Below are 25605 nucleotides of genomic sequence, written 5' to 3' on the forward strand. Positions count from 1 at the left end.
CCTATCGGGTCAGCGCCACCACCATCGACACCACCAGCGCCCCCACCTGCACCGCCTCCGACATCCGCACCGCGCGACGCAGATCGGCGGTGGTCGGGACGGGTCCGTCGCCGAGCGTCGGACGCAGTTCCGCGCCGTGCCGGTACTGCGTGCGACCACCCAGCCGGACACCGAGCGCACCGGCCATCGACGCCTCGACCACACCCGCGTTCGGGCTCGGGTGTTTCGACGCGTCCCGCCGCCAGGCCCGCCACGCCGCGGCCGGAGTACCACCGACCAGCGGGGCGAGCAGGGCGGTGAGCGCGCCGGTGACGCGGGCGGGCGCCAGATTGGCGAGGTCGTCGACGCGGGCGGCGGCCCAGCCGAACTTGCGGTAGCGCTCGTTGCGGTAGCCGATCATGGCGTCGAGGGTGTTCACCGCCCGGTACCCGAGCAGGCCGGGCACCCCGGCGACGCCACCCCACAGCAGCGGCGCGACCGTCGCGTCGGAGGTGTTCTCGGCGATGGATTCCAGGGCGGCGCGGGCCAGTCCGTCGGCGTCGAGCACCGACGGGTCACGGCCGCACAGCGATGGGAGCAGGGCGCGGGCGGCGGTCAGGTCATCGGCGTCGAGCCGGTCGGCCATCTCGCGCCCGGCGCGGGCCAGGCTCCGGCCGCCGAGCGCGGTCCAGGTCGCCAGCGCCGTCGCGATCGTGCCGCCGCGCGCGGCCAGCACCCCGATCCCGACCACCGACCCCACCGCCACGGCCTCGTGCGCGATCCCGGCCCAGCGCGCGTCGAGGTAGGTACGCTCTTCCAAGGCCGCTGCCGCCGTGCCGAATCCGGCCACCGGATGCCAGCGGCGTGGATCGGCGAAGACCCGGTCGAGCGCGAATCCCAGCAGCAACCCGGCCGCCGTCGATGTCCCCTTCTGCACCGGGCGAGAGTAGCCCGAACGCGGGAATGTCACACCCGCCCGCGATGGTTCGTCCTCACTGTGACGGCATTTCCCCCCTCGCCCGCACCGGGCCGGACCACCGAACGGCGACCACGATGACCGACGCACCGCACCCCCTCGACCAGGCCGAACTGGCCCGCCGCTTCGAGGAGCACCGCCCCTACCTGCGGCGCCTGGCCTACAGCACCCTGGGCAGTCTCAGTGACGCCGAGGACGTGGTGCAGGACGCGTGGCTGCGCCTGCAACGCCATCACGAGGCGGGCCGGGCCGGGGAGATCGAGAATCTGCGCGCCTGGCTCAGCACCGTCACCGGCAGGCTCGCGCTCGACCACCTCGGGTCGGCGCGTGCCCGCCGCGAGCAGTACGTCGGCGAGTGGCTGCCCGAACCCGAGGTCACCACCTGGGACGACCCGGCCGATCGCCTCTCCCAGGACGAGCGTGTCACCACCGCGCTGCTCGTGGTGCTCGAATCGCTCTCGCCCGCCGAGCGCACCGCGTTCGTGCTCCAGGACGTGTTCGGGATGAGCGGTCCCGAGGTGGCCGAGGTCGTCGGCCGCACCCCCGCCGCGGTCCGGCAGCTCGCCTCGCGGGCCCGCAAACACGTCGAGACCGGCACCCCGCGCTTCCCGGCCTCCCCGGCCGAGCAGGAACAGGTCGTCTCGGCCTTCGCGCTGGCCTGGCGCTCGGGCGATCTGAGCGCGCTGCTCGGCGTACTCGACGACAAGGTCGTGCTCACCGCCGACGGCGGCGGCAAGGTGCCTGCCATCCGACAGCCGGTGCGCGGCGCGGAACTCATCGCCAAGCTGCTGCTCGGCTGGTACCACGCCCCCTCGGCGACCGACGGCTGGGGCCGTGCCGTCCTGGTCAACGGCCTGCCTGGTCTGGTCGTGTTCGACGGCAGCAATATCGGCGTGTTCTCCTTCGTCGTCGACTGCGGCCGCATCGTCGCCATCAATGTCGTCCGCAATCCCGACAAACTCCGCGACCTCCCCGTCGACGGCGCCCCCGACTGGTACCTGGGCGGCGGCCGCTGAGGACTCACGCGCCCAGCGAGTAGCCGTGCGCGGCGGCGACCTGGGCGGAGAGGAGTTTGCCCGCGTCGGCGGTGAGACCGGCGGCCAGGCCGGGGTCGGCGGTGCAGGCGGCGCGCCAGCCCCGGTCGGCGATCTGGCGGGCGTAGGGCAGCGTGGCGTTGGTGAGGGCGATGGTGGCGGTGTGCGGGACCGCGCCGGGCATGTTCGCCACGCAGTAGAACAGGGTGTCGGCCACCGGGAAGGTGGGCTCGGCGTGGGTCGTGGGACGGGTGGCGGCGAAGCAGCCGCCCTGGTCGACGGCGATGTCGACGAGGACCGCGCCGGGCCGCATCCGCGCCACGAGTTCGTCGGAGACCAGTTTCGGCGCCTTCGCCCCCGGCACCAGCACCGAGCCGATCACCAGATCCGCGCCCACCACGGCCCTGTCGATCTCGAGCGCGTGCGAGGCGAGGGTGCCGACGCGACCGGCGAAGCGGGCGTCGAGTGTGCGCAGGCGGGCCAGATCGGTGTCGAGCACGGTCACCTTCGCTCCCATGCCGACCGCGATGGTCGCCGCGTTCGTGCCAGCCACCCCGCCACCGAGCACCACCACGTCGGCCGGGCGGACACCGGGCACGCCCCCGAGCAACACGCCCTCACCACCCAGCGGCGCCATCAGGTGATACGCGCCGACCTGGGTGGCGAGTTTGCCCGCCACCTCGCTCATCGGCGCGAGCAGTGGCAGCGAACCGTCCGCAGCGCGCACGGTCTCGTAGGCGATGGCGGTGATGCCCGCGGCGAGGATCGCGTCGGTGCACTCCTTCGACGCCGCCAGATGCAGGTAGGTGAACAACACCTGCTCGCGCCGCAGCAGCGAATACTCCTGCGTGATGGGCTCTTTCACCTTCAACACCAGATCGGCCTCACCCCAGACCCGCGCGGCCTCGTCCACGATGCGCGCACCGGCGGCCACGTAGTCCGCGTCGGCGAACCCGGAACCCGCTCCCGCACCGGCCTGCACGAGCACCTCGTGCCCGTGCGCGCGCAACTCCGCCGCCCCGGCGGGGGTCAACGCCACCCGGAACTCCTGCGGCTTGACCTCCTTCGGCACCCCCACGATCCCGCCAGTTCGTGTCATCCGCCCAGCCTAGGACGGCATCCGGCCCGAACCACCCGCCCGCCGTCGCGTGTCGAATCCGGTGCGCGGCCCGGCCGGGACCGGCGGGCGAGTCCGGGACAGGTCGGCCGCGCGGATCGGAAGGGGTCGACCGGTCAGGCGGGGATCGGTGGGCTGGTCGGGGCTGTGGTGTCCGCCGCGGGGACCGTGGTCGACGGTGCCGGAGACGAGGTGGTCACCGGCGTGGTGGTCGGCGGCGGCGTGGGGGTGCTCGTCGCGGGCGGAGTGGTGGACGGAGGGGTGGTCACGCCGCATTCGTTGTGGCCGCAGGTATCCGTGCCGCAGTCCGGGCCAGGAACGCAATTGTGGCCGGGCGGGATCTCCGGGACACCGCACTCGTTGTGGCCGCAGCTGTCGGTACCGCAGTCCGGGCCGGGGACACAGTTGTAGCCGGGCGGGATCTCGGCGGGTGTCCCCCCGTCCGGGGTGCTCGGGGCGGGCGACCGGTAGTACGACGACTCGGGCTGCGAGCCACCCGAATCATTCGGCGCGGGAGTGGAACTCGCCGGGGCCGTCGTCCGCGCGGCGGAGCTCGCCGACACCGTGCTCGACACCGACCCACCATCCCCGTCCCCGCCCGACGAGCACGCCACCAGCATCAACACCGGCGCGAGCACGGCCAGCACCAGCCGGGCCGTCCCGCGACGCAGCGCGCCCTGTTCCCTGTTCAGCACTGCGAACCTCTTCTCACACAACGGAAATCCCGCGCCGATCCGACGCGGGAGCGGATCGAAACCTCAGACCGAGAACAGTTCGCCCCGGACCGGGATGTAGAGCTGATGGGCACGATCGGCGTAGGCGAAGGTGCGCTCGAGGTAGTCCAGTGACTCGCTGAAATGCCCCCAGCCCTCGGCGTGTACCGCCACGATCATGGCGTCACCGAGCAGGGCGGCGGCCGCGACGGCGGTGCGCGCGTTGAGCGTCACATCGCTGTCGCCGAACCGGCCGACATTGGCGGCGCCGATATTCAGCACCGCCGCGTCGATGCGGCCGACCCGCTCGGCGATCCGCGCCACCAGTTCCACCGACGCGTTGTCGCCGGAGACATAAACCGTCGGCTCCCCCGCCGCCCGCAGCACGAACCCGGTCACCGCGCCGGTGACCGGCTCGCATCCCGGCGGCCCGTGCAGCGCGGGCACCGCGGTGACCGTCGCGGCCCCGAGCGTCACCGTCTCCCAGGGCGCCAGACCGCGCACCCCGTCGATCCGGCTCGCCGCCTCCGGCGTGGACAGCACGGTCTCGACGCGCGGGAGCAACTCCCGGCCCGCGGCGTCGAGATTGTCGGCGTGCTGGTCGTGGGAGAGCAGGACGACGTCGACGGCACCGAGATCCTCGAGCGGAACGGCCGGTCCGCTGAGCTTGTGCAGGGTGATCGGCCCGGGATACTCGCCCGGCTCATCGAAGGTGGGATCGGTGAGCCAGGTCAGGCCCGCGTAGCGGAAGCGCAGGGTCGGGCCGCCGATGTGCAGCGCGGCTGCGAGGGCGGGGCGGGTGAGCATCTCGGTCATGCGATCAACTCTGGCCGATGGCAACCCCGCTGGACAGTGGCCTACAGGCCATCTATCGCTAAGATCGGGCCATGCACAAGGTCGCGGTCGTCGCCTTCGACGGGATCAGCCCGTTCCACCTCGCGGTGCCCACCCTCGTCCTGGGCCGCACCGGCACCGGGATCGATCGCCCGGACTGGCCCTACGACGTGCGTGTCTGCGCCGAACGCCCCGGAACCCTCACCACCGCCGCCGGATTCGACATCACCGTGCGCGACGGCCTGGACACCGTCGCCACCGCCGACACCGTGGTCTTCCCCGGCTGGCAGCGCGACCTCGACCCGTCCCCGGCGCTCATCGAGGCCGTGCGCACCGCCCACGCCGGGGGCGCCCGCCTGGTCGGACTGTGCCTGGGCTCGTGGGCCATCGCGGCCACCGGCCTGGCCGACGGCCGCGAACTGAGCACCCACTGGGCCACCGCCGAGGCCATGGCCGCGGCCTTCCCGGCCGTACGCGTGCGCGCCGACACCCTCTGGACCGACCTCGGCGACCTGATCACCTCGGCGGGCGTGGCGGCCGCGCTCGACTGCTGCCTGCACATCGTGCGCGGCGATCTCGGCGCCCGCGCCGCCACCGAGTTGGCCCGCGCGCTGGTCACCGCGCCGCACCGCAGCGGCTCGCAGGCCCAGTTCATCCCGGTCGCGGTGCCCGACGCGGCCACCGACGATCCGATCGAATTCGCGATGGTCTGGGCGCGTGGACATCTCGACACCGCCGTCGACCTGGACACCTGGGCGCGCCGGGCGCACATGTCCCGACGCACCTTCACCCGCCGCTTCCGCGAACGCACCGGCACCAGCCCGCAGCAGTGGCTGCTGCGACAGCGCATCGATCACGCGCGGCTGCTGCTGGAATCCACCGACGACACCGTCGACCGGATCGCCACCGACACCGGATTCGGCAGCGCGGTGAGCCTGCGCCACCACTTCCACCGCACCCTCGGCACCAGCCCGGCCGCCCATCGGGCGCAATTCCGGGGCGTCATACTGTCCTCTTAACCCTTCCCCACGGCTGAAGCCGGGGGATTTCCAGCTCGGACCGCACCATCGACCGCCCCGGAGGGAGGCCAACAATGTCTTACGCCGTCAACGCTGACACGGTCGAGTTCTACCGTGGCCGCCAAGATCACTCGGGCGGCGTTGCGGTCGCGGTCTGCGGTGTGTCCGCAGGCTCTCGCTCCGCAGCTCGCACACGTCATGGTCGTGTAAGCAGGCGGCACCAACACCACCTTCCGGCCCGCCCGCGACGCCCGTTCGATCAATTCTCGTTTGGCCGCACCGATCGCCGCGTCAGCGGCTTTACCTGCCATGGTCGAACGGGTGAGGAATTTCGGTTTGAAGTCTTCGACCGCGATCACCTGATGGTCTGCCACCACCCGCGCCGCCCATACGCGCGCGGCGTGGGTGTTCTGACGAGCGGCCTTCTTGTGCAGCCGCGCGGCTGCACGACGCGCCTGCTGGTAGCCGTTGCTGGGCGCTTGGCCTCGCGGCCGTCACCTGCGCGCCATCTTGCGTTGCGCGCGAGCGAGTTCGGCGGCACAGCGTTTGCGGTGACCACCGTAGGGCAGGTCGTAGTCGGGGTCAGTGGCGGTCGCGGTGCCCTTCACGCCCCAGTCGATGCCGATCTCCCCGCCGGTGTCGGGTTCGGCAGTGGCTTCGCGGCGGACAACGAAACTCGCGTACCAGTGTCCGAGGCTGTCGCGGTACACCCGTACCGAGGTCGGTTCAGATGGCAGTCCCCGCGACCATACGACCGGGATCACCACCTTGTTCGGCAGTCGGAGCCGCCGTTGCGCCGGGGCGCAATCGGTAGGTGTAGCGCACGGTCTCGCCCATACGTTCGAATACACATCGGCGGACGCATCGAGGGTCGCCTCGAGATCAAGGGCCGGTCCTCACGCCTGCTCCGGCAGGAGTTTCCCCACCCTCACCTCGAGACCACCTACATTATGTACCAATTCACTTCGTCGCCACGGTCGGCGCCGCAACACTGGAGGTTGTCAAACGCTATGTCGAGAACCAAAAGAACGTTTGACCTGCACACCGATTCCTCCCCACGGCTAACGCCGGGGGCTTCCTCGGAGCTTCACCGATGATCATCAAGGTGAGCGGATTCACGCCGGAAATCGACGACACTGCCTGGATCGCGCCGAACGCGACCGTGATCGGCCGGGTGAGTCTGGCCGCCGAGGTGGGCGTCTGGTACTCGGCGGTGCTGCGTGGCGACCTCGAGCAGATCAGTATCGGCGCGCGCACCAATATCCAGGACGGCTGTGTGCTGCACGCCGACCCCGGCTTCCCGCTCACCGTCGGCACCGGAGTCTCGGTGGGGCACAACGCGATTCTGCACGGCTGCACCATCGGTGACGACGTGCTCGTCGGCATGGGTGCCACCGTGCTCAACGGCGCGGTGATCGGCGCGGGCACGCTCATCGCGGCCAACGCCCTGATCCCGGAGGGCGCCCAGATCCCGCCCGGTTCGCTGGTGGCCGGGGTGCCGGGCAAGGTGCGCCGGGAGCTGAACCAGGCGCAGCAGGACGGGATCAAGCTCAACGCGGCGGTGTATCTGCACAATCTCGCGACCCATCGCGACGCCGAGGTCTTGTGACACACCACACTGATCAAGCGACCAGTAGGGATTCCTGCTAGCATTTTCCCTGCGTATCCCGCTTGGCCACGAGTCCGACGGCCGGTGCCGGAGACGCGAGGCAGGAGGTATCACGGTGGCATACAGGCAGTCCGGTGTGCACCGAGCGGGGGGACCGCTCAGCGTGGCCGATATCGCGGCCCAACCCGGGGGAATCGAGGCACTGCGGTGCCGCGTCCACGAACTACGTTCCCGCGGCGTGCACTTCGCCGCCAACGCGATCGAACAGGAGATGGTCGCCCTGGATCTGTCCCCCCGGGGATAATGGGGCGATGCCTACCGTTTCGTCCATCCTCGCGCGGATACTGGAAAAGCCCGGATCCGATGGTGAGAAGCTGCTCGACAGCGCGCTGTCGGCGTTCCTGGATTTCGGGATCAAACGCACGAGCATGGGCGAGATCGCGCGGCGGGCCGGGATCAGCCCGGCCACCCTGTACCGGCGCTTCGAATCCAAGAACGACCTGGTCGAGGCGGTCGGCGTGCGCGAGGCGCAGCGGTATGTGGCCGAGATCGATGAGCGCGTGCGGGCGGTCACCGAACCCGGCGATCAGCTGGTGGAGATCTTCGTCGCGTTCGTCACCACCATCGCGGGCAACGAGCTGCTGCGGCGACTGCTCGGCACCGAACCGGAGATGATCCTGCCCCGGCTCACCACCGACGCCGGGCCGATCCTCGCGGTCGGTCGCGCCTATCTCGCCGAGAAACTGCGCGAGCTCCAGGCCGACATGCCGGAGCTGACCTTCGACCCCGACCTGGTCGCCGAGGTCCTCGCCCGGCTGGCGCTCTCGCTCGCGCTCACCCCCGACGGGCTCATCCCCCTCGACGACGCCGAGGCGGGCCGCGAGTTCGCCCGGCGCACCCTGCTCCCCATGGTCGGCATCCGCACCGCTCACTGAACCCCGAACGCGGCGGCCACCGCCTCGTCGATCCCGGCGGCGGTGACCCCCTCGTCGAGCACCGCGCGCACCTGCCGCACGATCTCGCCCGCGGCGGGCGCGGCCGGGTCGGGCAGCGGCAGCCGGGCGACGTACTGGGTGATCCAGCGCCGCCTGCCCGAGTACAACCGGTTGCCGCACACCGCGTCGTAGAAGCGCAGACCCAGGGACGAATTCGCCACGCCCATCAGCAGATACGCCAGGTCGGTGGCCCGGTCGCCGTCACCGAGGTCGGTCAGCGAGATCCAGTAGCAGTCGCCGTTGACCACGGCGCCGGACCGGTCGAGCGCGAAGCGGGGCCGCTCGCTGATATCGGGGAACACCAGTTTCGGCGCGCCCCACAGGTGCGGGCGCTGCGGTACCCAGATCTCGAACCACTGGCGGCCCCCGTCGAGCACATACCGTCGCCCGGCCAGCACCTGCTCGTGGGCGCGCAGATACCGTGCGGCGTCGGGGAATTCGGCGAGGTCGACCGGTGTGCGGCGCGGCTGGGCCAGATCGTAGGGATAGAGCACCCGGGTGCCGCGCGCCCGCCCGATCCGCCACGGTTCCAGGTCGTGATGAGTGATCAACTGCCGCAACAACTCCGGCTCGGGTGTCGGGTCCTTCTGGTCCCAGCGATCGGAGATGAACACCCGGTCGGCCGTGGTCTTGATGCCCACCCGGATCCGCGCGGTGTCGCCGAAGCAGCGCCAGGTGCGCTCGGCGATGCGGGCCAGCCAGCGGTCGAGATCCGGACGCGACATCCGCCAGGCCTCCTCGCTCCGGACGCCACGCTCGTCCGTGCTGGTCGCGGGGAGCGGGTCCGTGGTGCGGGCGCGCCCGGACTTCTGTCCTCGCGCGCCGCGCTGCCCCGCGTGCCGGATCACCGCGTCCCCGTCCGGCCGCGCACCGGCGCCCCTGCCGCGGACCGGTTGCCGGATCACCACGTCCGCCACCGAATCCCCCCACGTCTCGGTGACTCCGGCACGCGGCGGTGACCCGGTCGCGAGGACGCCGACCTCCACGGCGAACACCCGGCCGCCCGTGCCGACCAGGCAGTCCTCGTCCCCGGACAGCGCGTCGAACAACGCGGTGTCGCCCCCGGCCACGGCGCCCGCCTGCTCGTAGACCGACACGTACCGGCACGGTCCCGCCTGGACGCGGCGGGTGGCGACGGTGATCGCGGGTAGTACCGCGGCGGTGAAGAGTTTGGTGTCACCGAGGTCGTAGAGCTCGGCGGGGTGCAGTTCGCCGGTGAGTATCCGGCGCAGGTTCGCACCCGCCCTGGTGGTGAGGAACCGGTTGGCGCAGAGCAATCCGAGCACGCCGTCGGGAGTGAGCAGCCGGGGCGCGAGCGCCACGAAGGGGTGGGTCAGGTCGATACGGCCGCGCAGCCCGAACTGTTTGCTCAGCAGGCGCGCGGTCGCGCCGCCGAGCTGCTGGGTGCGCACATAGGGCGGATTGCTGATGACGAGATCGAACGACGCGGCGGGCAGGCGGGGCGCGGCGGCGAGGAAGTCACCGCAGTGGCAATCGATCTCGATGTTCTCGGCGGCGGCCCGGCGCGCGGTCTGCTCCGTCGCGGTGCGGTCCAGGTCGTAGCCGGTCAGGTGCACCTGGGCCGCCGGTGCGCGCAGCGCCAGTTCGCGCCGCACGGCCAGCAGCAGTTCCCCGTCTCCGCAGGCCGGGTCGAGTACCCGCAGTTCCGGGGCGGGTGGGCAGTGCCGCAGGGCACGGCGGACCAGGAACCGCGCGAGGTCCGGCGGCGTGTAGTGCCTGCCGTGCCGTTTGCGCTCCTGGGCGGCACGGGCCTGCGAAGCCATGGGTTCGATTGTGCGCGACCGCGGCGCAAAAGGCCCGCGTCACCAGCCGCGACGGCATTTCGCTCGGCAAACGGTGGGATGTGCCACCACTTCTGGGGCTGGAGCCCGCCGTGCCCGATGGGTAACGTCTGTCCGGTTTCACCGCTGGTTCGTCGAAGTCGAGGACAATGCCGAGATTCCGTCCACTGCTCATCGCGCTCGCCGCCGCGGTCGCCGTCCTGCCCACCGCGGTCCCCGCACACGCCGACCCCGGACAGTACGCACCGACCATGATCATCCTCGACGCCTCCGGGTCGATGGAACGTCCCGATCAGGGCGGCACCATGATGGATTCGGCGAAGCGGGCGGTGCGCGGCTTCGTCGAGACGGCCCCGGCCGAGGCGGCGGTCGGCCTCACCACCTACGGCACCGGCACCTCCAACGCCGAGGCGGACAAGGTCGCAGGATGCCGTGACGTGCGGGTCCTGCACCCGCCGACCACCCTCGACAGGCCCGGCCTGACCAGTGCCGTCGACGGTATCCAGGCTCGCGGCTGGACCCCGATGGGCACCGCGCTGCGCCAGGCCGCCGACGCGCTGCCCGACTCCGGCCCGCGCTCGATCGTGCTCGTCTCCGACGGCGACGACACCTGCGCGCCACCGGACCCGTGCGAGGTCGCCGCGGAGTTGAAGCGGCAGGGAGTCGATCTGGTCGTGCACTCGATCGGATTCGCCGTCGACGACAAGGCCCGCGCCCAACTCACCTGCATGGCCCAGGCCACCGGCGGCACCTACACCGACGCCGCCGACGGCGCCGCGCTCGAACGCGTCCTGCCCCGGGTGAGCGCAGCCGCCCTGCGCGACTACCAGGCCACCGGCACCCCGATCACCGGCACCGACCGCTACGACACCGCCCCGGTCGCCGAACCCGGCCAGTATCTGGACACCATCGGCCAGCGGGAGAAGCGCTTCTACGCCGTCGACGTACCCGCGGGCGCGACCGCCTACTTCACCGGCATCGTCTCCTTCCCGCGCGCGCCCGACGTCTCCGTCACCGAGGACCTCGCCGCCCTGGAGCTGCGCGTCTACGGCCGCGATGGCACCTCCTGCAACGTGCGCGAACGCGAACTGGAGACCAGGGCCGGTGACGGCGCGGCGCTCACCATCGCCAACACCTTCGAGGGCGCGACCGCCGACGGCTCGGGCGATTGCGCGGGCGGCGGCCGCTACTACTACGAATTGAACTGGGACGTCGCGCCGACGGGCGCACCCGCCCGGCTTCCGGTGGAGCTGCTGGTCGGCATCGAACCGGGCGTCACCGACGCGGGCCCGCCCGCCGACACCCGCACCACCCCGTTCACCGCCCCCACCGGTGCGCCGCGCCCGGTCAGCGGTGGCGGCGCGTTCACCGTGGCGGGCGAACTCGACGGCAGCGGCGGCTACACCGACACCGTGCGGTCGGGCGAGTACGTCTTCTACAAGGTGCGCCTGGACTGGGGTCAGGGCCTGGCCTACCGGGTGCACTTCGCCGAGACCGGCGGCGCGAACCGCACCTCGGCCACCAATGTGGAGACCACGCTGTTCTCGCCGCTGGGGCGCGAGATCGATTCCGACACCACCGCTTACACCGGTCGCTCGTCCACCGACCTGGAGGTGGCGTCGGTGCCGATCCGCTACGCCAACCGCGAGGCGAACGACTCGGCGGTGCGGCGGCAGTCGGTGGCGGGCTGGTACTACCTCGCCGTCAAGGTCGGGCTGCCGATGGGCGCCGAAGCTCTGCCTCCCACGCCGGTGCGACTGGACCTGACCGTGGCGGGCACGCCGGAGCCGGGACCGGTCTATGTGGCCGGGAGCGCGGACGTCCTCGGTGAGCAGACCCCGCCCGCCTCTGTGAGCGGCACCCCGACCACCGCCCGGCCATGGACGGCCTATGCCCTCGGGGCGGCGGGTGTTGCGGTGCTGGCCGGGATCGGGATCGCGGTCGTGGTCCTGCGCCGACGCGCCTGAGTTCGGCGAGTCTCCCCCGTCGACACCGGAATTCGCGGTGTCGACGGGTTCCGCGCGCCCGACCCGCCTGCTAGGTTGGTCTCGAAAAGAGACCAGTTCTCTCCGCACCGAACCGAGGGGGCCGCACGATGGCGCCGACCGATTCCGATTTCGCCACCCTGCGACGGCTGGCCGAGGACCGCTGGACCTGTCGTCAGTTCCGGCCCGAGCCGGTCGAGCGCGCCACCATCGAGCGCCTGCTCGGCCTCGCCCAGCGCACCCCGTCGTGGTGCAACACCCAGCCGTGGCAGGTCGTGGTGACCGAGGGTGAGGGCACCGAACGGTTCCGCAAGGAACTGCTCACCTATATCCAGAGTCACGGCACCGCACCCGATTTCGAGTTTCCCGCCGAGTACGCGGGGGTCTACAAGGAACGCAGACGGACCTGCGGTTTCCAGCTCTACGACTCGCTCGGCATCGTCAAGGGCGACCACGAGAAGACGATGCGCCAGATGGTGCGCAACTTCGAGTTCTTCGACGCACCGCACGTCGCGATCGTCACCTCCGAGGCCGATCTCGGGGTCTACGGTGCGATCGACTGCGGCCTGTGGCTGGAGAACTTCCTGCTCGGCGCCCAAGCGCTCGGCCTCGGCGCCGCACCCCAGGCGGCGCTGGCCTCCTACGCGCCCTTCTTGCACGAGTACTTCGGCCTCCCCGAGCACCGCAAGGTCGTCTTCGGCGTCTCCTTCGGCCACCCCGACCTCGACCACTCCGTCAACAGCTTCCGCACCGCCCGCGCACCCCTCGACGACCAGGTCACCTGGCACACCGCCTGAGCACGCCACGGTGGCGGCCGATGCCGCCACCACAGCGCGGTGATCAGCTGTCCGAGAAGGTGGCGAGGCCCGGGCCCGGTTCGGGGGTGATGTCGCGGGCGGTGAGTTCGGAATCGCAGGCATCGCAGGTGAGGTGGACGTGCGCTTCACCGGTGCAGTCACGGTGGCGGTATTCGACCGGGGGCCCGTCAGGCGCCATATACGTGTCACCCCAGTCGCGGATAGCCATCAGAATCGGATAGATGGCGTGCCCCTTGTCGGTGAGCCGATACTCCTCGTACGCCCCGTCCTCGGCAGGCCGCTTCTCCAGAATCCCGTGCTCGATCAACCGTTCCAGCCGATCCCCCAGCCTGCTCCGAGAAATCCCCAACGCCTGCTGGAACGCGTTGAACCGCCGCACCCCGGAAAAGCAATACTTCAAGATCAGCAACGTCCACCGATCCCCGAAGATCACCAACGGCCGCGTGATCGAACACGGAAACTCCGCCAACTCCTCGTAGCGCACCCCTCGATTATGCGTGCGCGTCGTCGGGCCGCGGCGGTCCGCCCGCCCGCTCGCGCCGTCGCGCGAGGCGGTAGGCGACGACCGGGCCGAGCGGCGCGTCCGCGCGTTTACGCCAGCGCGAGGTGTGCCATTTCGACCGGGTCGACCGCAGCGTGACCTCGCAGTCCTCGGCGGCGTCGAGGTCCAACGGTCCGAGCGCGGCGACGAAGAGGTTCTCCCGGTGGCGGTCCACCCGATTGGGGATGCGTTTGCCGCGAGGGATGTTCTTCCGCGAACTCTTGTCGTTCTCCCCGTAGACATTGCGGCGATCCTTGGCGTAACTGAGCGCCTTCTTCTCCTGCGGACTTCTCCTGCGACTCATTCGCCCCCCTTCGACGTCGGAGCCAGCGTACGGATCACACCACCCGATCGCACACGAATAAGCCCCGTTACCGGATTCATGGGCCTGAGACCGAGTCCCATGGTCACCGCGACGAATCCCGCCTCCGAGCGGTGTTCGCTCAAACGGGCGTTGTTCCCGTCGGCGTTCGCCGCCCCGCACGATCCGACCAGCCGTGCCTACTACGACCAGAACAGAGCCGAGGGGAACAAACACAACGCCGCGCTCATCTGCCTGGCCCGACGACGCTGCGACATCCGCATCGATTCCTGCTTGACGCGGAACACGGACAACCCGACTCGTTCATGCTGATGGGCATGGCGAATCGATGGGTCGGGATCACGATCGACTGCACTGACCGAGCCCAAGATCGGAAAGGTTCGCATCCACCTAGACATCGAGGTCGGCGACATCGAAGCCGGTCGCCGTGAGGTCGAGAGCTTGGGCGGCCGCTGGTCCGGCGAGCGGCACGACTACGACGAAGGCGTCGTCATGGTCATGAGCGATCCCGAGGATCACGAGTTCTGCCTGGTCCAGTACTTCCGTTGAGGCTCCGACTGATCGGCACCCGGAACGGGTTCGGGCCCCGGAGGTTGTCCGGGGCCCGAAGGTGGTGCGGTGCTGTCAGGTCACAGCGGGATGTTCTTGTGGTGGCTCTTGCGGGCCGGGGCCGAGGCCAGGGCCGCGGCGATGATGCTGCGGGTCTTGGCCGGGTCGATGACCTGATCGACCACGCCGATCGCGACGGCGCGCTCGACGCCGCCCGCGATCTTCTCGTGCTCGGCGGTGAGGCGTTCGTGCAGGGCCTCGCGCTCTGCTTCGGGCGCGGCGGCGAGCGCCTTCTTGTGCAGGATGCCGACCGCGGCCTTGGCGCCCATGACGGCCACCTCGGAACCGGGCCAGGCGTACACCGCGGTCGCGCCCAGCGAGCGGGCGTTCATCGCGATGTAGGCACCGCCGTAGATCTTGCGGGTCACCAGGGTGACGCGCGGGACGCGGGCCTCGGCGAAGGCGTGCAGCAGCTTGGCACCGCGACGGACCACGCCCTCGAGCTCCTGACCGACACCCGGCAGGTACCCGGGCACATCGGTGACGACGATCAGCGGGATGCCGAACGCGTCGCACAGGCGCACGAAGCGCGAGGCCTTCTCGGCGCTCTCGGAGTTGAGGCAGCCGCCCAGGCGCAGCGGGTTGTTGGCCAGCACGCCGACGGTGCGGCCACCGAGACGGCCCAGACCGACGACCATGCTGCGCGCGTAACCGCCCTGCAGCTCCTCGAACGAGGACTCACCGTCGACGTTGTCGAGCAGCTCGTGGATGATCGGCTTCACGTCGTAGGCGCGCTTGGCCGACTCCGGCAACATCGCCTTGAGGTCGACGTCGCCGTGCTCGGCCGCGACCAGGTCGAACTCGCCCTGCTCGGCGAACATCGACACCAGGCGACGGGCGCGGTGCATGGCATCGGCCTCGTCGTCGGCGGCGATGTGGCACACGCCGGACTTCTTGAAATGCGTGGTGGGCCCGCCGAGGGTCTCCATGTCGACGTTCTCGCCGGTCACCGAACGCACTACGTCCGGACCGGTGACGAAGACGCGGCCCTCGGGCGCCATGATGACGACGTCGGTCAGCGCGGGCCCGTAGGCGGCGCCACCGGCGGCGAAGCCGAGCACCACCGAGATCTGCGGGACGAGACCGGACGCGCGGACCATGGCCTCGAAGACCAAGCCGACCGCGTGCAGGGCCTCGACACCCTCGGCCAGGCGCGCGCCACCGGAGTGCCACAGGCCCACGACCGGGATGCCGGAATCGATGGCGGTGTCGATCGCGTCGACGATGTGCTTGCAGCCGTCGACGCCCATCGCGCCACCCATGACGGTGGCGTCGGAGCAGTAGGCCACGGTGCGCACACCGTCGACCTCGCCGATCGCGGCCAGGACACCGGACTTGTCCCGCGGGTGTAGCGGTAGGACGGTGCCGGGGTCGAAGAATCGCTGGAGCCGACCGAGCGGGTCACGCGGATCGGTCGTCGTGTCTTGAAACGCGGGAGCAATGATGGTCATCGCGTTTACTCCTACCTTCGTGTGAGATTCTCGCCGCTGCGGCGGCTGCGTATGGCGAACCACCGGTGGAGGTCGAACCATTCAGTTGGCGCGACCCCCACCGGGGATCGTGATGCAGTCGATCGGCGCGGCTAGGCCCGACCGAAGGCGAGCGCGACGTTGTGCCCACCGAAGCCGAAGGAATTGTTGATCGCGTACTCGATCTCCTGGTGACGGGCCTGCCCGTGCACCACATCGAGATCGATCTCCGGATCCTGGTTGTCCAGGTTCAGCGTCGGCGGGACGATGCCGTCCCGGATCGCGAGCACGGTGAGCACCGACTCGAGCGCGCCGACGGCGCCGATCGAGTGGCCCAGTGCCGACTTCGGCGCGTAGACCGAAGCGTGGTTACCCACGGCCTTGGTGATCGCGTTGGCCTCGGCGGTGTCGCCGATGGGGGTCGCGGTCGCGTGGGCGTTGATGTGGGTGATGTCCTGCTTGGTCAGACCGGCGGTCTGGATCGCGCGGGTCATCGCCCTGGCCGCACCGGTGCCCTCGGGATCGGGAGCGACCAGGTGGAAGCCGTCGGAAGTGATACCGGCACCCAGCAGACGCGCGTGGATGGTGGCACCGCGAGCCTTCGCGTGCTCCTCGGTCTCGATCGTCATGAGCGCGCCCGCTTCGCCGAAGACGAAGCCGTCGCGATCCTTGTCGAACGGACGCGAAGCACCCTTGGGATCGTCGTTGCGCGTGCTCATCGCCCGCATCATGGAGAACGCCGCGATCGGCACGGAGTCGATGAAACCCTCGACGCCACCGGTGACGACCATGTCGGCGTCACCCATCACGATCATCCGCCACGCGTTGGCGATGGCCTCCGAGCCCGACGAGCACGCCGAGACCGGAGTGACCACTCCCGCCCTGGCCTTCAGCTCGAGACCGACGACGGCCGACGGACCGTTCGGCATGACCATCTGAACAGCCAGCGGCGAGATCTTGCGGTAGCCACCGTTCTTCAGCTTGTCGACCGAGTCGATCAGCGCGTCGCCGCCACCGAGGCCGGTGCCGATCGCGACGCCCAGGCGGTCGTGGTCGACCTCCGGGCTGCCCGCGTTCTTCCACACCTCGCGACCGAGGACGGTCGCCAGGCGCTCGACATACGCCATGCGGCGGATCTCGACCCGGCTCAGCAGGGTGTCGGGGCTGACTTTCAGGTGACCGCCGATGCGCACCGGCAGGTCGTATTCCTCGATGAAGGAATCCTCGAGAACGTCGATTCCGCTCTCACCGTTGAGGAGTCCCTTCCACGTCGCATCGACATCACCCGCGATCGACGTGGTCGCCGCCATGCTGGTGACGACGACGTTGGGGAAATTCCCGTTCAAGGTGGAAGGAGTGGTCACAGTGTCGGCCCTACTCGGCGTCGAACTTGGCCTTGAGCTCCGCGGCGGCGTCGGAGTTCTCCGCCTCGAGCTTCTGGATGTAGGCAACGGCGTCGCCCACGGTCTTCAGGCTGGCCAGATCCTCGTCGGGGATCTTGACGCCGTACTTGTCCTCGGTCTGCACAGCGATCTCGACCATGGACAGCGAGTCGATGTCCAGGTCGTCGACGAAGGACTTCTCGATGGTCACCTCGGAGGGTTCGATACCCGTCACCTCTTCGATGATCTTGCCGAGCTCTTCGACGATCTGTTCCTGGGTCAGAGCGGCCACTTTGGTGGCTCCCTTCTTGTTCTCATTGATAGGGGTCTTGGACGGTCGGCACCTCGTCGTGCGCGACCGCCGGGGGGAAAGCTAGCCGGAGGTGGTCAGTGCGACCAACGCGGGGAGGTCTTCCGGAGTCTTCAGGGCCAGATTGGGTGTGCCCTTCAGCTCCCGTTTCGCGATACCGACGAGGGTGCCCGCCGGGGGCAGTTCGGCCACGGCCGAGACACCGGCGGCGCGGACGGTCTCGGTGCACAGGTCCCAGCGCACGGGGCGGGTGACCTGCGCGGCGAGCTTGTCGATCGCGTCGGCGCCCGAGGTGACGGGCTGGCCGTCGAAGTTCGACAGCAGCGTGCGCGCCGGGTCGTGCGGCGTGATCTGGGCGATGGCCTCGGCGACGGCATCGCGCGCCGGGGCCATGAAGGCGGTGTGGAACGCACCGGCGACGGGCAATGCGCGGACCCGTGCCTTCTCCGGCGGGTTCGCGGCGAGCTCCGCCAGAGCGTCCATCCGGCCCGCTGCGACGATCTGGCCGACCGCGTTGCGGTTGGCCGGGACGAGATCGAGCTCGGCGAGCCGGGCGAGCACGGCGGCTTCGTCGCCACCGAGCACCGCGGACATGCCGGTCGGTTCCAGCGCACACGCCTTGGCCATCTCCCGACCGCGGATAGCGGCGAGAGAGACCGCCTCGTCGGCGGTGATGACGCCGGCGACAGCGGCTGCGGCGAATTCGCCGACCGAGTGTCCGGCGACGATGGTATCCGCCGACAGCGTTTCCGGGGCGATTTCGGCGAACGCGAGCAGCGCGGCCGCGACCACGAGCGGCTGGGTGACCGCCGTGTCGACGATCTCCTCCGCGGTCGCGGTGGTGCCTAGACGAACCAGGTCGAGGCCGGCGGCCTTCGACCACAGCTCGAGGCGGTCCGTGGCGCCGGGGAGGGCGAGCCAGGGCGCGAGCATGCCGGGAGTCTGGGACCCCTGTCCAGGGGTGAACAACGCGATCACCCCCTAAGAAAACACTGTGACCCCCGCCGCACGAGATGTCGGCGCGAATGAAGGTTTCGGATGGGTTTTGTAGGGGTTCCACAAAATCCGAGGTGGGCTGTCCTGATCGACCGATTCCCCGATCGCGTTACAGGGGCTCCTGACCCACTGGGGCGGGCGGGGTTTCTGTGACGGGGGGTGACGATTCGTTATGCGTTCGAGTCAAACGGCCCACTGTGGCCGCGATTCGGAGCACATAAGCGTCACGCGGATTCATCGGATCACGTCCGGTGATTTCGCCGATTCGTTTGAGTCGGTACCGAACGGTATTTGGATGGACGTACAGCTGACGCGCGCACGTTTCTACTGCTCCACCACAATCCAGGTAGGCGTCGAGTGTGTCGGACAACGAAGATCCGGCCGAGGCCAACGGGAGGACAAGATACTCGTTCAACGCCTCCACCGCAGCTCTATCGCCCAGCAGGGCGCGTTCGGGCAGCAATTCCGAGGCGTGAACGGGCCTTGGCGCGCCGCGCCAGCCCACCACGGCCTCCATCCCGGCCAGTGCCTCGATCGCGCTGGCGTGCGCGGCGCCCAGGGTGCGCATGGTCGGCCCGATCACCACCGGCCCGTCGGAGAACACCTCGGCGAGCAGGTCGGTGAGGAAGCCCGAGGCGATCCCGGCGTCGCCGAGATGCCCACTGACCACCATCACCAACCGCGCGCCCTGCACCACCGCCAGCGCGGCCCGGCCGTGCCTGCTCGCGATGGTGTGCACCGCGCCCACCGTGGACACCCCCTGATCCGGCGGGGGCGTGCCGACCAACACGGTGGCGGGCGCGGTGGCGTCCCAGTTGAGCGTGGCGGCCCGGGAGAGCATGTCCGGGCCGGTGTCCCCGCGAACCACCGCGTCGACCACCAGGGCCTCCAGGCGGGTGTCCCACGCGCCGCGTGATTCCGCGGCGCTGGCGTACACCGAGGCGGCCGCGAAGCCGAGCTCACGCCCGTACCGCAGCACCGCCTCGGTGAGCGCCACCAGTTGCCGGTCGTTGCGGGCCAGGGCGGGCAGCCACTGCTCGAAGAAGTCCATGGCCACCCGCACCATGTCCACGGTCTGGCGCAGCGTCAGCCGCCGCGCCAGATCCTGCGGGATCACCTGGAACGCGTCCAGGCTGAAGCGGATATCGGAGTCGGGATCCTGCAACCACTCCAGGAAGTTCACGACCGCCGTCTGCACCAGCATCTGCACGCCCGCACGCTGCGCGGCGTCGAGATCGGCGAAGAACGGCAGCCGGTCCTGCATCGACCCCACCGCCTCGGTGGACAGCCGTCCCGAGAACTGTTTGACGCGCTTGAGCAGCGTGTCGGGCAGCGGATCACGGGTCTGCCGATTCGGGGACAGTGCCCCGGTCGGCAGATAGACCTCGTGCTCGCTGGTTCCCTCGGTGATCCGGCGGGGCCGCGGCGGTTTACGCTCCACAGTCCAATAGTCCGCTACGCGAGTTCCTCGCCCGCGTCCGCACTCGGCTTCGGCGCGGCGGCCACGTCGTGGATGCGGTATTTCTCGGCCGCCTCCACCGCCCTCGCCTTGTCGAACGTGCCGTCCTTCACCAGGCCCTCCAGCACCGCGACCACGATCGACTCGGCGTCGACCTTGAACACGCGCCGTGCGGCGGGCCGGGTGTCGGAGAAGCCGAACCCGTCGGTGCCCAGGGTGGTGTAGTCGCCGGGCACCCACTGGCGGATCTGGTCGGCGACCGCGCGCATCCAGTCGGTCGCGGCCACCACCGGGCCCCGCGCCGAGGCGAGCGCCTCGGTGACGTACGGGACCTCCGCCTCCTTCTCCGGCTGCTCCAGCGCCGCGATCTCCTTGTCCAGCGCCTCGCGACGCAGCTCGCCGAAGGAGGTCACCGACCACACGTCCGCGGCCACGCCCCACTGCTCGGCCAGGATCTCCTGGGCCCGCAGCCCGTCGGGCACGGTCACGCCCGAGACCAGGATCTGCGCGCGCACCTCGCCCTCGCCACCGGGCCGGTACAGGTACAGACCCTTGAGCAGCCCGGCCACATCCAGGCCCTCGGGCTCCGCGGGCTGCTGGTAGGGCTCGTTGTACAGGGTGATGTAGTAGAAGATGTCCTCGCCGCCGAAGGTGCCGGTGGGCTGCGGATGCGCGCCCGGCAGCTTGCTCGGCGCCGCCGTCCCGCCCCCGTACATCCGGCGCAGGCCGTCGCGCACGATGTGGGCGATCTCGAAGGAGAACGCCGGGTCGTAGGTGACCACCGCCGGATTGGTCGAGGCCAGCAGCAGCGACTGCCCGTCGTTGTGCTGCAGACCCTCACCGGTGAGCGTGGTGCGCCCCGCGGTTGCCCCGAGGACGAACCCGCGCGCCAGCTGGTCGGCCGCGGCCCAGAAGCTGTCACCGGTGCGCTGGAAGCCGAACATCGAATAGAAGATGTAGAGCGGGATCATCGGCTCGCCGTGAGTGGCGTAGGAGGTGGCCGCCGCGGTGAACGACGCGGTGGACCCGGCCTCGTTGATGCCCTCGTGCATGATCTGGCCGACGGTGCTCTCCTTGTAGGCGAGCATCAGTTCCGCGTCGACCGAGGTGTAGAGCTGGCCGTTGCGGTTGTAGATCTTCAGCGTCGGGAACCACGAGTCCATACCGAAGGTGCGGGCCTCGTCGGGGATGATCGGCACGATCCGCTTGCCGATCTCCTTGTCGCGCAGCAGTTCCTTCATCAGCCGCACCAGCGCCATCGTGGTGGCGACCTTCTGTTTGCCCGAGCCCTTGCGCACCGAGCGGTAGGCCTCGTCGCCGGGCAGCGTCAGCGGCTTGGCCGGGGAGCGCCGCTCCGGCACGAAACCGCCCAGTGCCTGACGGCGGGCCAGCAGGTACTGGATGGCCGGGTTGTCCATGCCGGGGTGGTAGTACGGCGGCAGGTACGGGTCCTTCTCCAGCTCGGCGTCGCTGATCGGGATGCGCTGCAGATCGCGGAAGTCCTTGAGGTCCTGCAGCGCCAGTTTCTTCATCTGGTGGGTGGCGTTGCGGCCCTCGAAGTGCTTGCCGAGGGTGTAGCCCTTGATCGTCTTGGCCAGGATCACCGTCGGCTGGCCCTTGTGCGCCATGGCCGCCGCGTAGGCCGCGTAGACCTTGCGGTAGTCGTGGCCGCCGCGCTTGAGGTTCCAGATCTCGCTGTCGGACATGTGCTGCACCAGTGCCTTGGTGCGCGGGTCGCGGCCGAAGAAGTGATCGCGCACGTAGGCGCCGTCATTGGCCTTGTAGGTCTGGTAGTCCCCGTCGGGGGTGGTGTTCATCAGGTTCACCAGCGCGCCGTCGCGGTCGGCGCCCAGCAGCGCGTCCCACTCGCGGCCCCAGACCACCTTGATGACGTTCCAGCCCGCGCCCCGGAAGAACGACTCCAGCTCCTGGATGATCTTGCCGTTGCCACGCACCGGCCCGTCCAGGCGCTGCAGGTTGCAGTTGATGACGAAGGTCAGGTTGTCGAGCGCCTCGTTGGCGGCCACCTGGATCAGGCCGCGCGATTCCGGCTCGTCCATCTCGCCGTCGCCCAGGAAGGCCCACACGTGCTGGTCGGAGGTGTCCTTGATGCCGCGATCGTGCAGGTAGTGGTTGAACCGGGCCTGGTAGATGGCGTTCATCGGGCCCAGGCCCATCGACACCGTCGGGAATTCCCAGAAGTCGGTCATCAGGCGCGGATGCGGATACGACGGCAGGCCCTTGCCGAGGCCGCCGTGGCTGTACTCCTGACGGAAGCCGTCGAGCCGGTCGGCGCTGAGTCTGCCCTCCAGGAACGCGCGCGCGTAGATGCCGGGCGAGGCGTGGCCCTGGATGAAGACGCTGTCGCCGCCACCGGGATGGTCCTTGCCGCGGAAGAAGTGGTTGAAGCCCACCTCGTAGAGCGCCGCCGAGGACGCGTAGGTCGAAATGTGTCCGCCCACACCGATGCCGGGGCGCTGCGCGCGGTGCACCATGATCGCGGCGTTCCACCGGATCCAGGCGCGGTAGCGGCGCTCGACCTCCTCGTCACCGGGGAACCAGGGTTCGTTCTCGGTGGGGATGGTGTTGACGTAGTCGGTGGAGGTGAGCGCCGGAATCGAGACACGCCGCTCCCCGGCGCGCTCGAGCAACCGCAGCATCAGATAGCGGGCACGGCCCGGGCCCTCCCGGTCGAGCATGTCGTCGAAGGATTCGAGCCATTCGCTGGTCTCCTCCGGGTCGATATCGGGAAGATACGACGCCACGCCCTCACGGATCACCCGAACGCGCTCGCCGGTGGTTCTGGTGGCGGGTTCGGCATCCGCCGGGGGTGGTTCCTGGCCGGAATTCGCTGAAACAGGGTGGATCAGGTCGGTCAAATCTGCTCCTCGTACAGGGGGCTGAACTGCTTGTTGGCGTCGCTATCCCCGGGCCTGCCCGCTTGGTGTGCGGGCCACCCGTCACGAAAGATCCGGGCGCACCCCCATCCTTACCGAAAAGGTGGCGCGGGTCATCCTCTCCGACCACGTACTGCCGGGTATTCCGCCGACGACCGCGCCACGGTGATCAACTAAGTTCTGCGGGAGGAAACACCGAGCACGATGGAGCGAGTGAGAGGGATCGGCACGACGATGAGGCTGCTGGACGCGCGCCGGGTGGGACTGGCCTGCGCCGCCGCCGCGGTGATCGCGGGCACGGTGGTGGCGGGATGCGCCGAGCAGATCCCGGGTACCCCCACGACCGACGCCGCCGAGGTGGCCGCCTACAAGACCAGCGCCGCGGCCTCGTCCTCGGCGGCGGCCTCGTCCAAGGCGGCGGCCGCCCAGGAACGCGCGATCGAGGAGAACTGCACCCGCTTCCCCACCACCACCGGGGCCGCGGTGACCGCCTTCAACGAGTTCGTCACCGCCCACGACAACAACGCCGCCGACTACGCCGCCAAGCGCGAGGCCGCGGCCAGCACCCTCGACACCGCGGCGACCGAGGTCGAGACCGGCGTGACCGCCGCGGGCGCCGCCCTGCCCGGCGATCTGGCGGCGAAATTCACCGACTACGTGATCGCCGCGCGCTCGCTGGCCGCCGAAACCAGGAAAATGACCTACAGCTCCCAGGTGGACAAGCTCAACGCGGCCAGCAGGGCGATCAACCAGGCACGGACCGCCGTGCACGATGCCTGCCAGAGCCGCTGAATCCACCCCGCCGACACGCGGCATACGGTACCGATTCACCCGATCGGCTTGCGCTGCGGCCGATAACCATGTTCGCTTGCACCTATCTTATTGTCGGCAGTTTAGGGAGGACACCACCGTGGTCGCCGCGGCGGACGCGCAGAACTACGCTCAGAAGCTTGGCATTTCTCACGGCTTGGTTGTTCAGGAATTGGGCTGGGACGAGGACACCGACGACGACTTGCGCGCCGAGATCGAGGAGGTCAGCGGCGCGGAGATGGTCGACGAAGACTCCGATGAGGTCGTCGACGCCGTCCTGCTGTGGTGGCGAGAGGGAGACGGCGATCTGGCCGACGAGTTGATGGATGCCATCAGCCCGTTGTCCGACGAAGGCTTCATCTGGGTTCTCACCCCCAAGACCGGGCACCCGGGCCATGTCGATCCGAGCGAGATCGCCGAAGCCGCGCCCACGGCCGGCCTGACCCAGACATCCACCATCAGCCTCGGCAGCTGGACGGGCTCGCGCCTGGTCCAGCCGAAGGCACCGTCCAAGCAGCGCTGATCCCGGCGTTCGCTAAGGTCTCAGCCGGACGAGAACGCTCGGCTGAGACCCGACACGACGACAGGATCCCCGTATGCCGCTAGAGGTTGGCACGCTCGCGCCGGACTTCACGCTCAAGGACCAGAACAACCAGCCTGTCACCCTGTCGGATTACCGCGGCAAGAAGAACGTCCTGCTGGTGTTCTATCCGCTCGCCTTCACCGGCATCTGTCAGGGCGAGTTGTGCAAGGTCCGCGACGAGCTGCCCAAATTCCAGAACGACGACGCCGAGATCCTCGCGATCTCGGTCGGCCCGCCGCCCACCCACAAGATCTGGGCGGCCGAACAGGGCTACCTGTTCCCCCTGCTGTCCGACTTCTGGCCGCACGGCGCGGTCACCCAGGCCTACGACGTCTTCAACGAGAAGTCCGGCTACCCCAACCGCGGCACCTTCGTCGTCGACAAGTCCGGCCACATCACTTTCGCCGAGATGAACGGCCCCGGAGAGGCCCGTGACCAGGCGGCTTGGGAGAAAGCGCTCGCCGCGCTAGATTCATAAACCGTCACCGCCGGTCCCCCGGCGGTGCCCGGGCGTATAGCTCAGCGGTAGAGCACTGGTTTTACACACCAGCGGTCGGGGGTTCGATCCCCTCTGCGCCCACTTTTCGACCACGTCGTGATCACGAGTTGCGGTGATCGCGGACTGCGGCACGATGGGGGTCGTGGTGGAGGATGTGGTCGCGTCGCATGACTGGCGGATCGATGAGCGTGAGTACGCGCGGCATGAAGGGCGGCGGGGGCGGCGGTTCGCGTATCCGTGGATCGTCGGGGCGAGGACGGCGTTGGTTGTTGTCGATATGGTGCCGTTCTTCGTCGAGGCGAATGCCTACTGTCGGGTGATCGTGCCCAGGGTGAACCGGCTCGCGGAGGTGGTGCGGGCGGTAGGTGGGGCGGTGGCGTGGGTGCTGCCCGGTGGTGGGGAACCGACCGCGGCGGCGATCGAGTTCTTCGGGGCGCGGGTGGCCGAAAGTTACAGCAGGACGGGTGGTTCCGGGGAGTTGCGTGATCGCGTCTATTCCGGGCTGGCCACCGACGCCGACGACCTCTATGTGGAGAAGTCCGCGCCCAGTGCGTTCTTTCCGGGTCGCTGCCCGCTGCCTGGGCTGCTCGAACGGCGTGGCGTCGACACGGTGTTGATCACCGGCACCGTCACGAATGTCTGCTGCGAGTCCTCCGCGCGCGACGCCGCGACCCTGGGCTTCCGGACGATCATGGTCGCCGATGGCAATGCCACCCGGACCGATCGGGAGCACAATGCCACGCTGCACACGATCTACCGTTCGTTCGGTGACGTCCGCCCGACGGCCGACCTGATCGAAATGCTCACCACCACACAGTGAACGGCGGTCCCGTCACCACACGAGGGT

27 protein-coding genes, 1 tRNA gene and 1 pseudogene are annotated in these 25605 nt (G+C 69.6%); 14 read left to right on the forward strand and 15 right to left on the reverse strand.

The genetic code is table 11. The features are described 5' to 3' along the window. Position 1 precedes the first annotated feature (1 nt). On the reverse strand, positions 2-916 hold the full coding sequence (locus tag QC180_RS11290; RefSeq protein WP_278262642.1) for a cobalamin biosynthesis protein: 915 nt from the start codon (positions 914-916) through the stop codon (positions 2-4). A 116-nt stretch (positions 917-1032) separates the two neighbouring features. Between QC180_RS11290 and sigJ the strand changes: the two genes are divergently transcribed. Further along, on the forward strand, positions 1033-1971 hold the full coding sequence (sigJ, locus tag QC180_RS11295; RefSeq protein WP_278262643.1) for an RNA polymerase sigma factor SigJ: 939 nt from the start codon (positions 1033-1035) through the stop codon (positions 1969-1971). 4 nt (positions 1972-1975) lie between these two features. Here the strand turns inward: sigJ and ald are convergent, their stop codons facing one another. The 3 genes from ald to QC180_RS11310 all read right to left on the reverse strand — a co-directional run bounded on the left by ald (position 1976) and on the right by QC180_RS11310 (position 4635). Then, positions 1976-3088, reverse strand: coding sequence for an alanine dehydrogenase (gene ald, locus QC180_RS11300; protein WP_278262644.1), 1113 nt, complete (start codon positions 3086-3088; stop codon positions 1976-1978). A 134-nt stretch (positions 3089-3222) separates the two neighbouring features. Next, a complete protein-coding gene (locus tag QC180_RS11305; protein ID WP_278262645.1) occupies positions 3223-3801 on the reverse strand; it encodes a hypothetical protein in 579 nt (192 codons plus the stop codon). Between the two features lie 63 nt (positions 3802-3864). Continuing rightward, on the reverse strand, positions 3865-4635 hold the full coding sequence (locus QC180_RS11310) for an MBL fold metallo-hydrolase (protein ID WP_278262646.1): 771 nt from the start codon (positions 4633-4635) through the stop codon (positions 3865-3867). Between the two features lie 71 nt (positions 4636-4706). Between QC180_RS11310 and QC180_RS11315 the strand changes: the two genes are divergently transcribed. Continuing rightward, a complete protein-coding gene (locus tag QC180_RS11315) occupies positions 4707-5672 on the forward strand; it encodes a GlxA family transcriptional regulator (protein WP_278262647.1) in 966 nt (321 codons plus the stop codon). Here the strand turns inward: QC180_RS11315 and QC180_RS30330 are convergent. Continuing rightward, entirely contained in the window at positions 5669-5983 is a 315-nt protein-coding gene (locus tag QC180_RS30330; protein ID WP_474646437.1) for a zinc ribbon domain-containing protein, read from the reverse strand. The genes QC180_RS11315 and QC180_RS30330 overlap by 4 nt on opposite strands. 183 nt (positions 5984-6166) lie before the next feature. Then, positions 6167-6382: a hypothetical protein gene (locus tag QC180_RS30225; protein ID WP_347567319.1), complete on the reverse strand. Its 216-nt coding sequence runs from the start codon at positions 6380-6382 to the stop codon at positions 6167-6169. Between the two features lie 383 nt (positions 6383-6765). Between QC180_RS30225 and QC180_RS11325 the strand changes: the two genes are divergently transcribed. From QC180_RS11325 to QC180_RS11335, 3 genes are all read left to right on the forward strand, one after another. Then, positions 6766-7281 (forward strand): gamma carbonic anhydrase family protein, encoded by a 516-nt coding sequence (locus QC180_RS11325; RefSeq protein WP_278262648.1) that lies wholly within the window; start codon positions 6766-6768, stop codon positions 7279-7281. Positions 7282-7396: 115 nt separating this feature from the next. After that, on the forward strand, positions 7397-7585 hold the full coding sequence (locus QC180_RS11330) for a hypothetical protein (protein WP_278262649.1): 189 nt from the start codon (positions 7397-7399) through the stop codon (positions 7583-7585). A gap of 7 nt (positions 7586-7592) precedes the next feature. Beyond that, positions 7593-8216, forward strand: coding sequence for a TetR/AcrR family transcriptional regulator (locus QC180_RS11335; RefSeq protein WP_278262650.1), 624 nt, complete (start codon positions 7593-7595; stop codon positions 8214-8216). On the opposite strand, the gene QC180_RS11340 is transcribed toward QC180_RS11335, so the two are convergent. Then, entirely contained in the window at positions 8210-10060 is a 1851-nt protein-coding gene (locus QC180_RS11340) for an Eco57I restriction-modification methylase domain-containing protein (RefSeq protein ID WP_278262651.1), read from the reverse strand. The two genes, QC180_RS11335 and QC180_RS11340, sit on opposite strands and share 7 nt — an antisense overlap. A gap of 167 nt (positions 10061-10227) precedes the next feature. On the opposite strand from QC180_RS11340, the gene QC180_RS11345 reads away from it, so the two are divergent. After that, positions 10228-12045 carry a vWA domain-containing protein gene (locus QC180_RS11345; protein WP_278262652.1) on the forward strand — a complete coding sequence of 606 codons (1818 nt, stop codon included), beginning with the start codon at positions 10228-10230 and terminating at the stop codon, positions 12043-12045. A 128-nt stretch (positions 12046-12173) separates the two neighbouring features. Next, positions 12174-12860: a nitroreductase gene (locus tag QC180_RS11350; RefSeq protein ID WP_278262653.1), complete on the forward strand. Its 687-nt coding sequence runs from the start codon at positions 12174-12176 to the stop codon at positions 12858-12860. Between the two features lie 43 nt (positions 12861-12903). Here QC180_RS11350 and QC180_RS11355 read toward each other — a convergent pair whose 3' ends face one another. Together QC180_RS11355 and QC180_RS11360 are read right to left on the reverse strand one after the other, a co-directional pair. Beyond that, positions 12904-13365, reverse strand: a complete 462-nt coding sequence (locus QC180_RS11355) for a winged helix-turn-helix transcriptional regulator (protein ID WP_278262654.1) — start codon at positions 13363-13365, stop codon at positions 12904-12906. A gap of 7 nt (positions 13366-13372) precedes the next feature. Continuing rightward, entirely contained in the window at positions 13373-13726 is a 354-nt protein-coding gene (locus tag QC180_RS11360; protein ID WP_278262655.1) for a hypothetical protein, read from the reverse strand. A 57-nt stretch (positions 13727-13783) separates the two neighbouring features. Here QC180_RS11360 and QC180_RS11365 point away from each other — a divergent pair. Together QC180_RS11365 and QC180_RS11370 are read left to right on the forward strand one after the other, a co-directional pair. Beyond that, positions 13784-14056, forward strand: a pseudogene (locus QC180_RS11365) (hypothetical protein); the annotation flags it as partial. Between the two features lie 57 nt (positions 14057-14113). Beyond that, entirely contained in the window at positions 14114-14293 is a 180-nt protein-coding gene (locus QC180_RS11370; protein ID WP_278263124.1) for a VOC family protein, read from the forward strand. An 80-nt stretch (positions 14294-14373) separates the two neighbouring features. Here QC180_RS11370 and QC180_RS11375 read toward each other — a convergent pair whose 3' ends face one another. The 6 genes from QC180_RS11375 to aceE form a co-directional block, all read right to left on the reverse strand. After that, entirely contained in the window at positions 14374-15804 is a 1431-nt protein-coding gene (locus QC180_RS11375; RefSeq protein ID WP_278262656.1) for an acyl-CoA carboxylase subunit beta, read from the reverse strand. A gap of 131 nt (positions 15805-15935) precedes the next feature. Further along, entirely contained in the window at positions 15936-17186 is a 1251-nt protein-coding gene (locus tag QC180_RS11380; RefSeq protein ID WP_278262657.1) for a KasA/KasB family beta-ketoacyl-ACP synthase, read from the reverse strand. Between the two features lie 10 nt (positions 17187-17196). After that, positions 17197-17496, reverse strand: a complete 300-nt coding sequence (gene acpM, locus QC180_RS11385) for a meromycolate extension acyl carrier protein AcpM (protein WP_043649469.1) — start codon at positions 17494-17496, stop codon at positions 17197-17199. An 81-nt stretch (positions 17497-17577) separates the two neighbouring features. After that, on the reverse strand, positions 17578-18492 hold the full coding sequence (locus QC180_RS11390; protein WP_278262658.1) for an ACP S-malonyltransferase: 915 nt from the start codon (positions 18490-18492) through the stop codon (positions 17578-17580). A 127-nt stretch (positions 18493-18619) separates the two neighbouring features. Continuing rightward, positions 18620-19921 carry a PucR family transcriptional regulator gene (locus QC180_RS11395; RefSeq protein ID WP_278263125.1) on the reverse strand — a complete coding sequence of 434 codons (1302 nt, stop codon included), beginning with the start codon at positions 19919-19921 and terminating at the stop codon, positions 18620-18622. Positions 19922-19965: 44 nt separating this feature from the next. Continuing rightward, a complete protein-coding gene (gene aceE / locus QC180_RS11400) occupies positions 19966-22848 on the reverse strand; it encodes a pyruvate dehydrogenase (acetyl-transferring), homodimeric type (protein ID WP_474646417.1) in 2883 nt (960 codons plus the stop codon). A 252-nt stretch (positions 22849-23100) separates the two neighbouring features. Here aceE and QC180_RS11405 point away from each other — a divergent pair, with 252 nt between their 5' ends. The 5 genes from QC180_RS11405 (at position 23101) to QC180_RS11425 (ending at position 25578) form a co-directional block, all read left to right on the forward strand. Next, positions 23101-23658: a hypothetical protein gene (locus QC180_RS11405; protein ID WP_278262659.1), complete on the forward strand. Its 558-nt coding sequence runs from the start codon at positions 23101-23103 to the stop codon at positions 23656-23658. A 118-nt stretch (positions 23659-23776) separates the two neighbouring features. Continuing rightward, positions 23777-24199: a DUF3052 domain-containing protein gene (locus tag QC180_RS11410; RefSeq protein WP_278262660.1), complete on the forward strand. Its 423-nt coding sequence runs from the start codon at positions 23777-23779 to the stop codon at positions 24197-24199. Between the two features lie 73 nt (positions 24200-24272). Continuing rightward, positions 24273-24737 (forward strand): peroxiredoxin, encoded by a 465-nt coding sequence (locus QC180_RS11415; protein WP_278262661.1) that lies wholly within the window; start codon positions 24273-24275, stop codon positions 24735-24737. A gap of 30 nt (positions 24738-24767) precedes the next feature. Beyond that, positions 24768-24839: transfer RNA gene (locus QC180_RS11420), tRNA-Val, on the forward strand. 61 nt (positions 24840-24900) lie between these two features. Then, positions 24901-25578: a cysteine hydrolase family protein gene (locus tag QC180_RS11425; RefSeq protein ID WP_278262662.1), complete on the forward strand. Its 678-nt coding sequence runs from the start codon at positions 24901-24903 to the stop codon at positions 25576-25578. The last annotated feature ends 27 nt before the right edge of the window (positions 25579-25605 follow it).

It is taken from the genome of Nocardia anocheti (genome assembly GCF_029675105.1).
Classification (GTDB): Bacteria; Actinomycetota; Actinomycetes; order Mycobacteriales; family Mycobacteriaceae; genus Nocardia.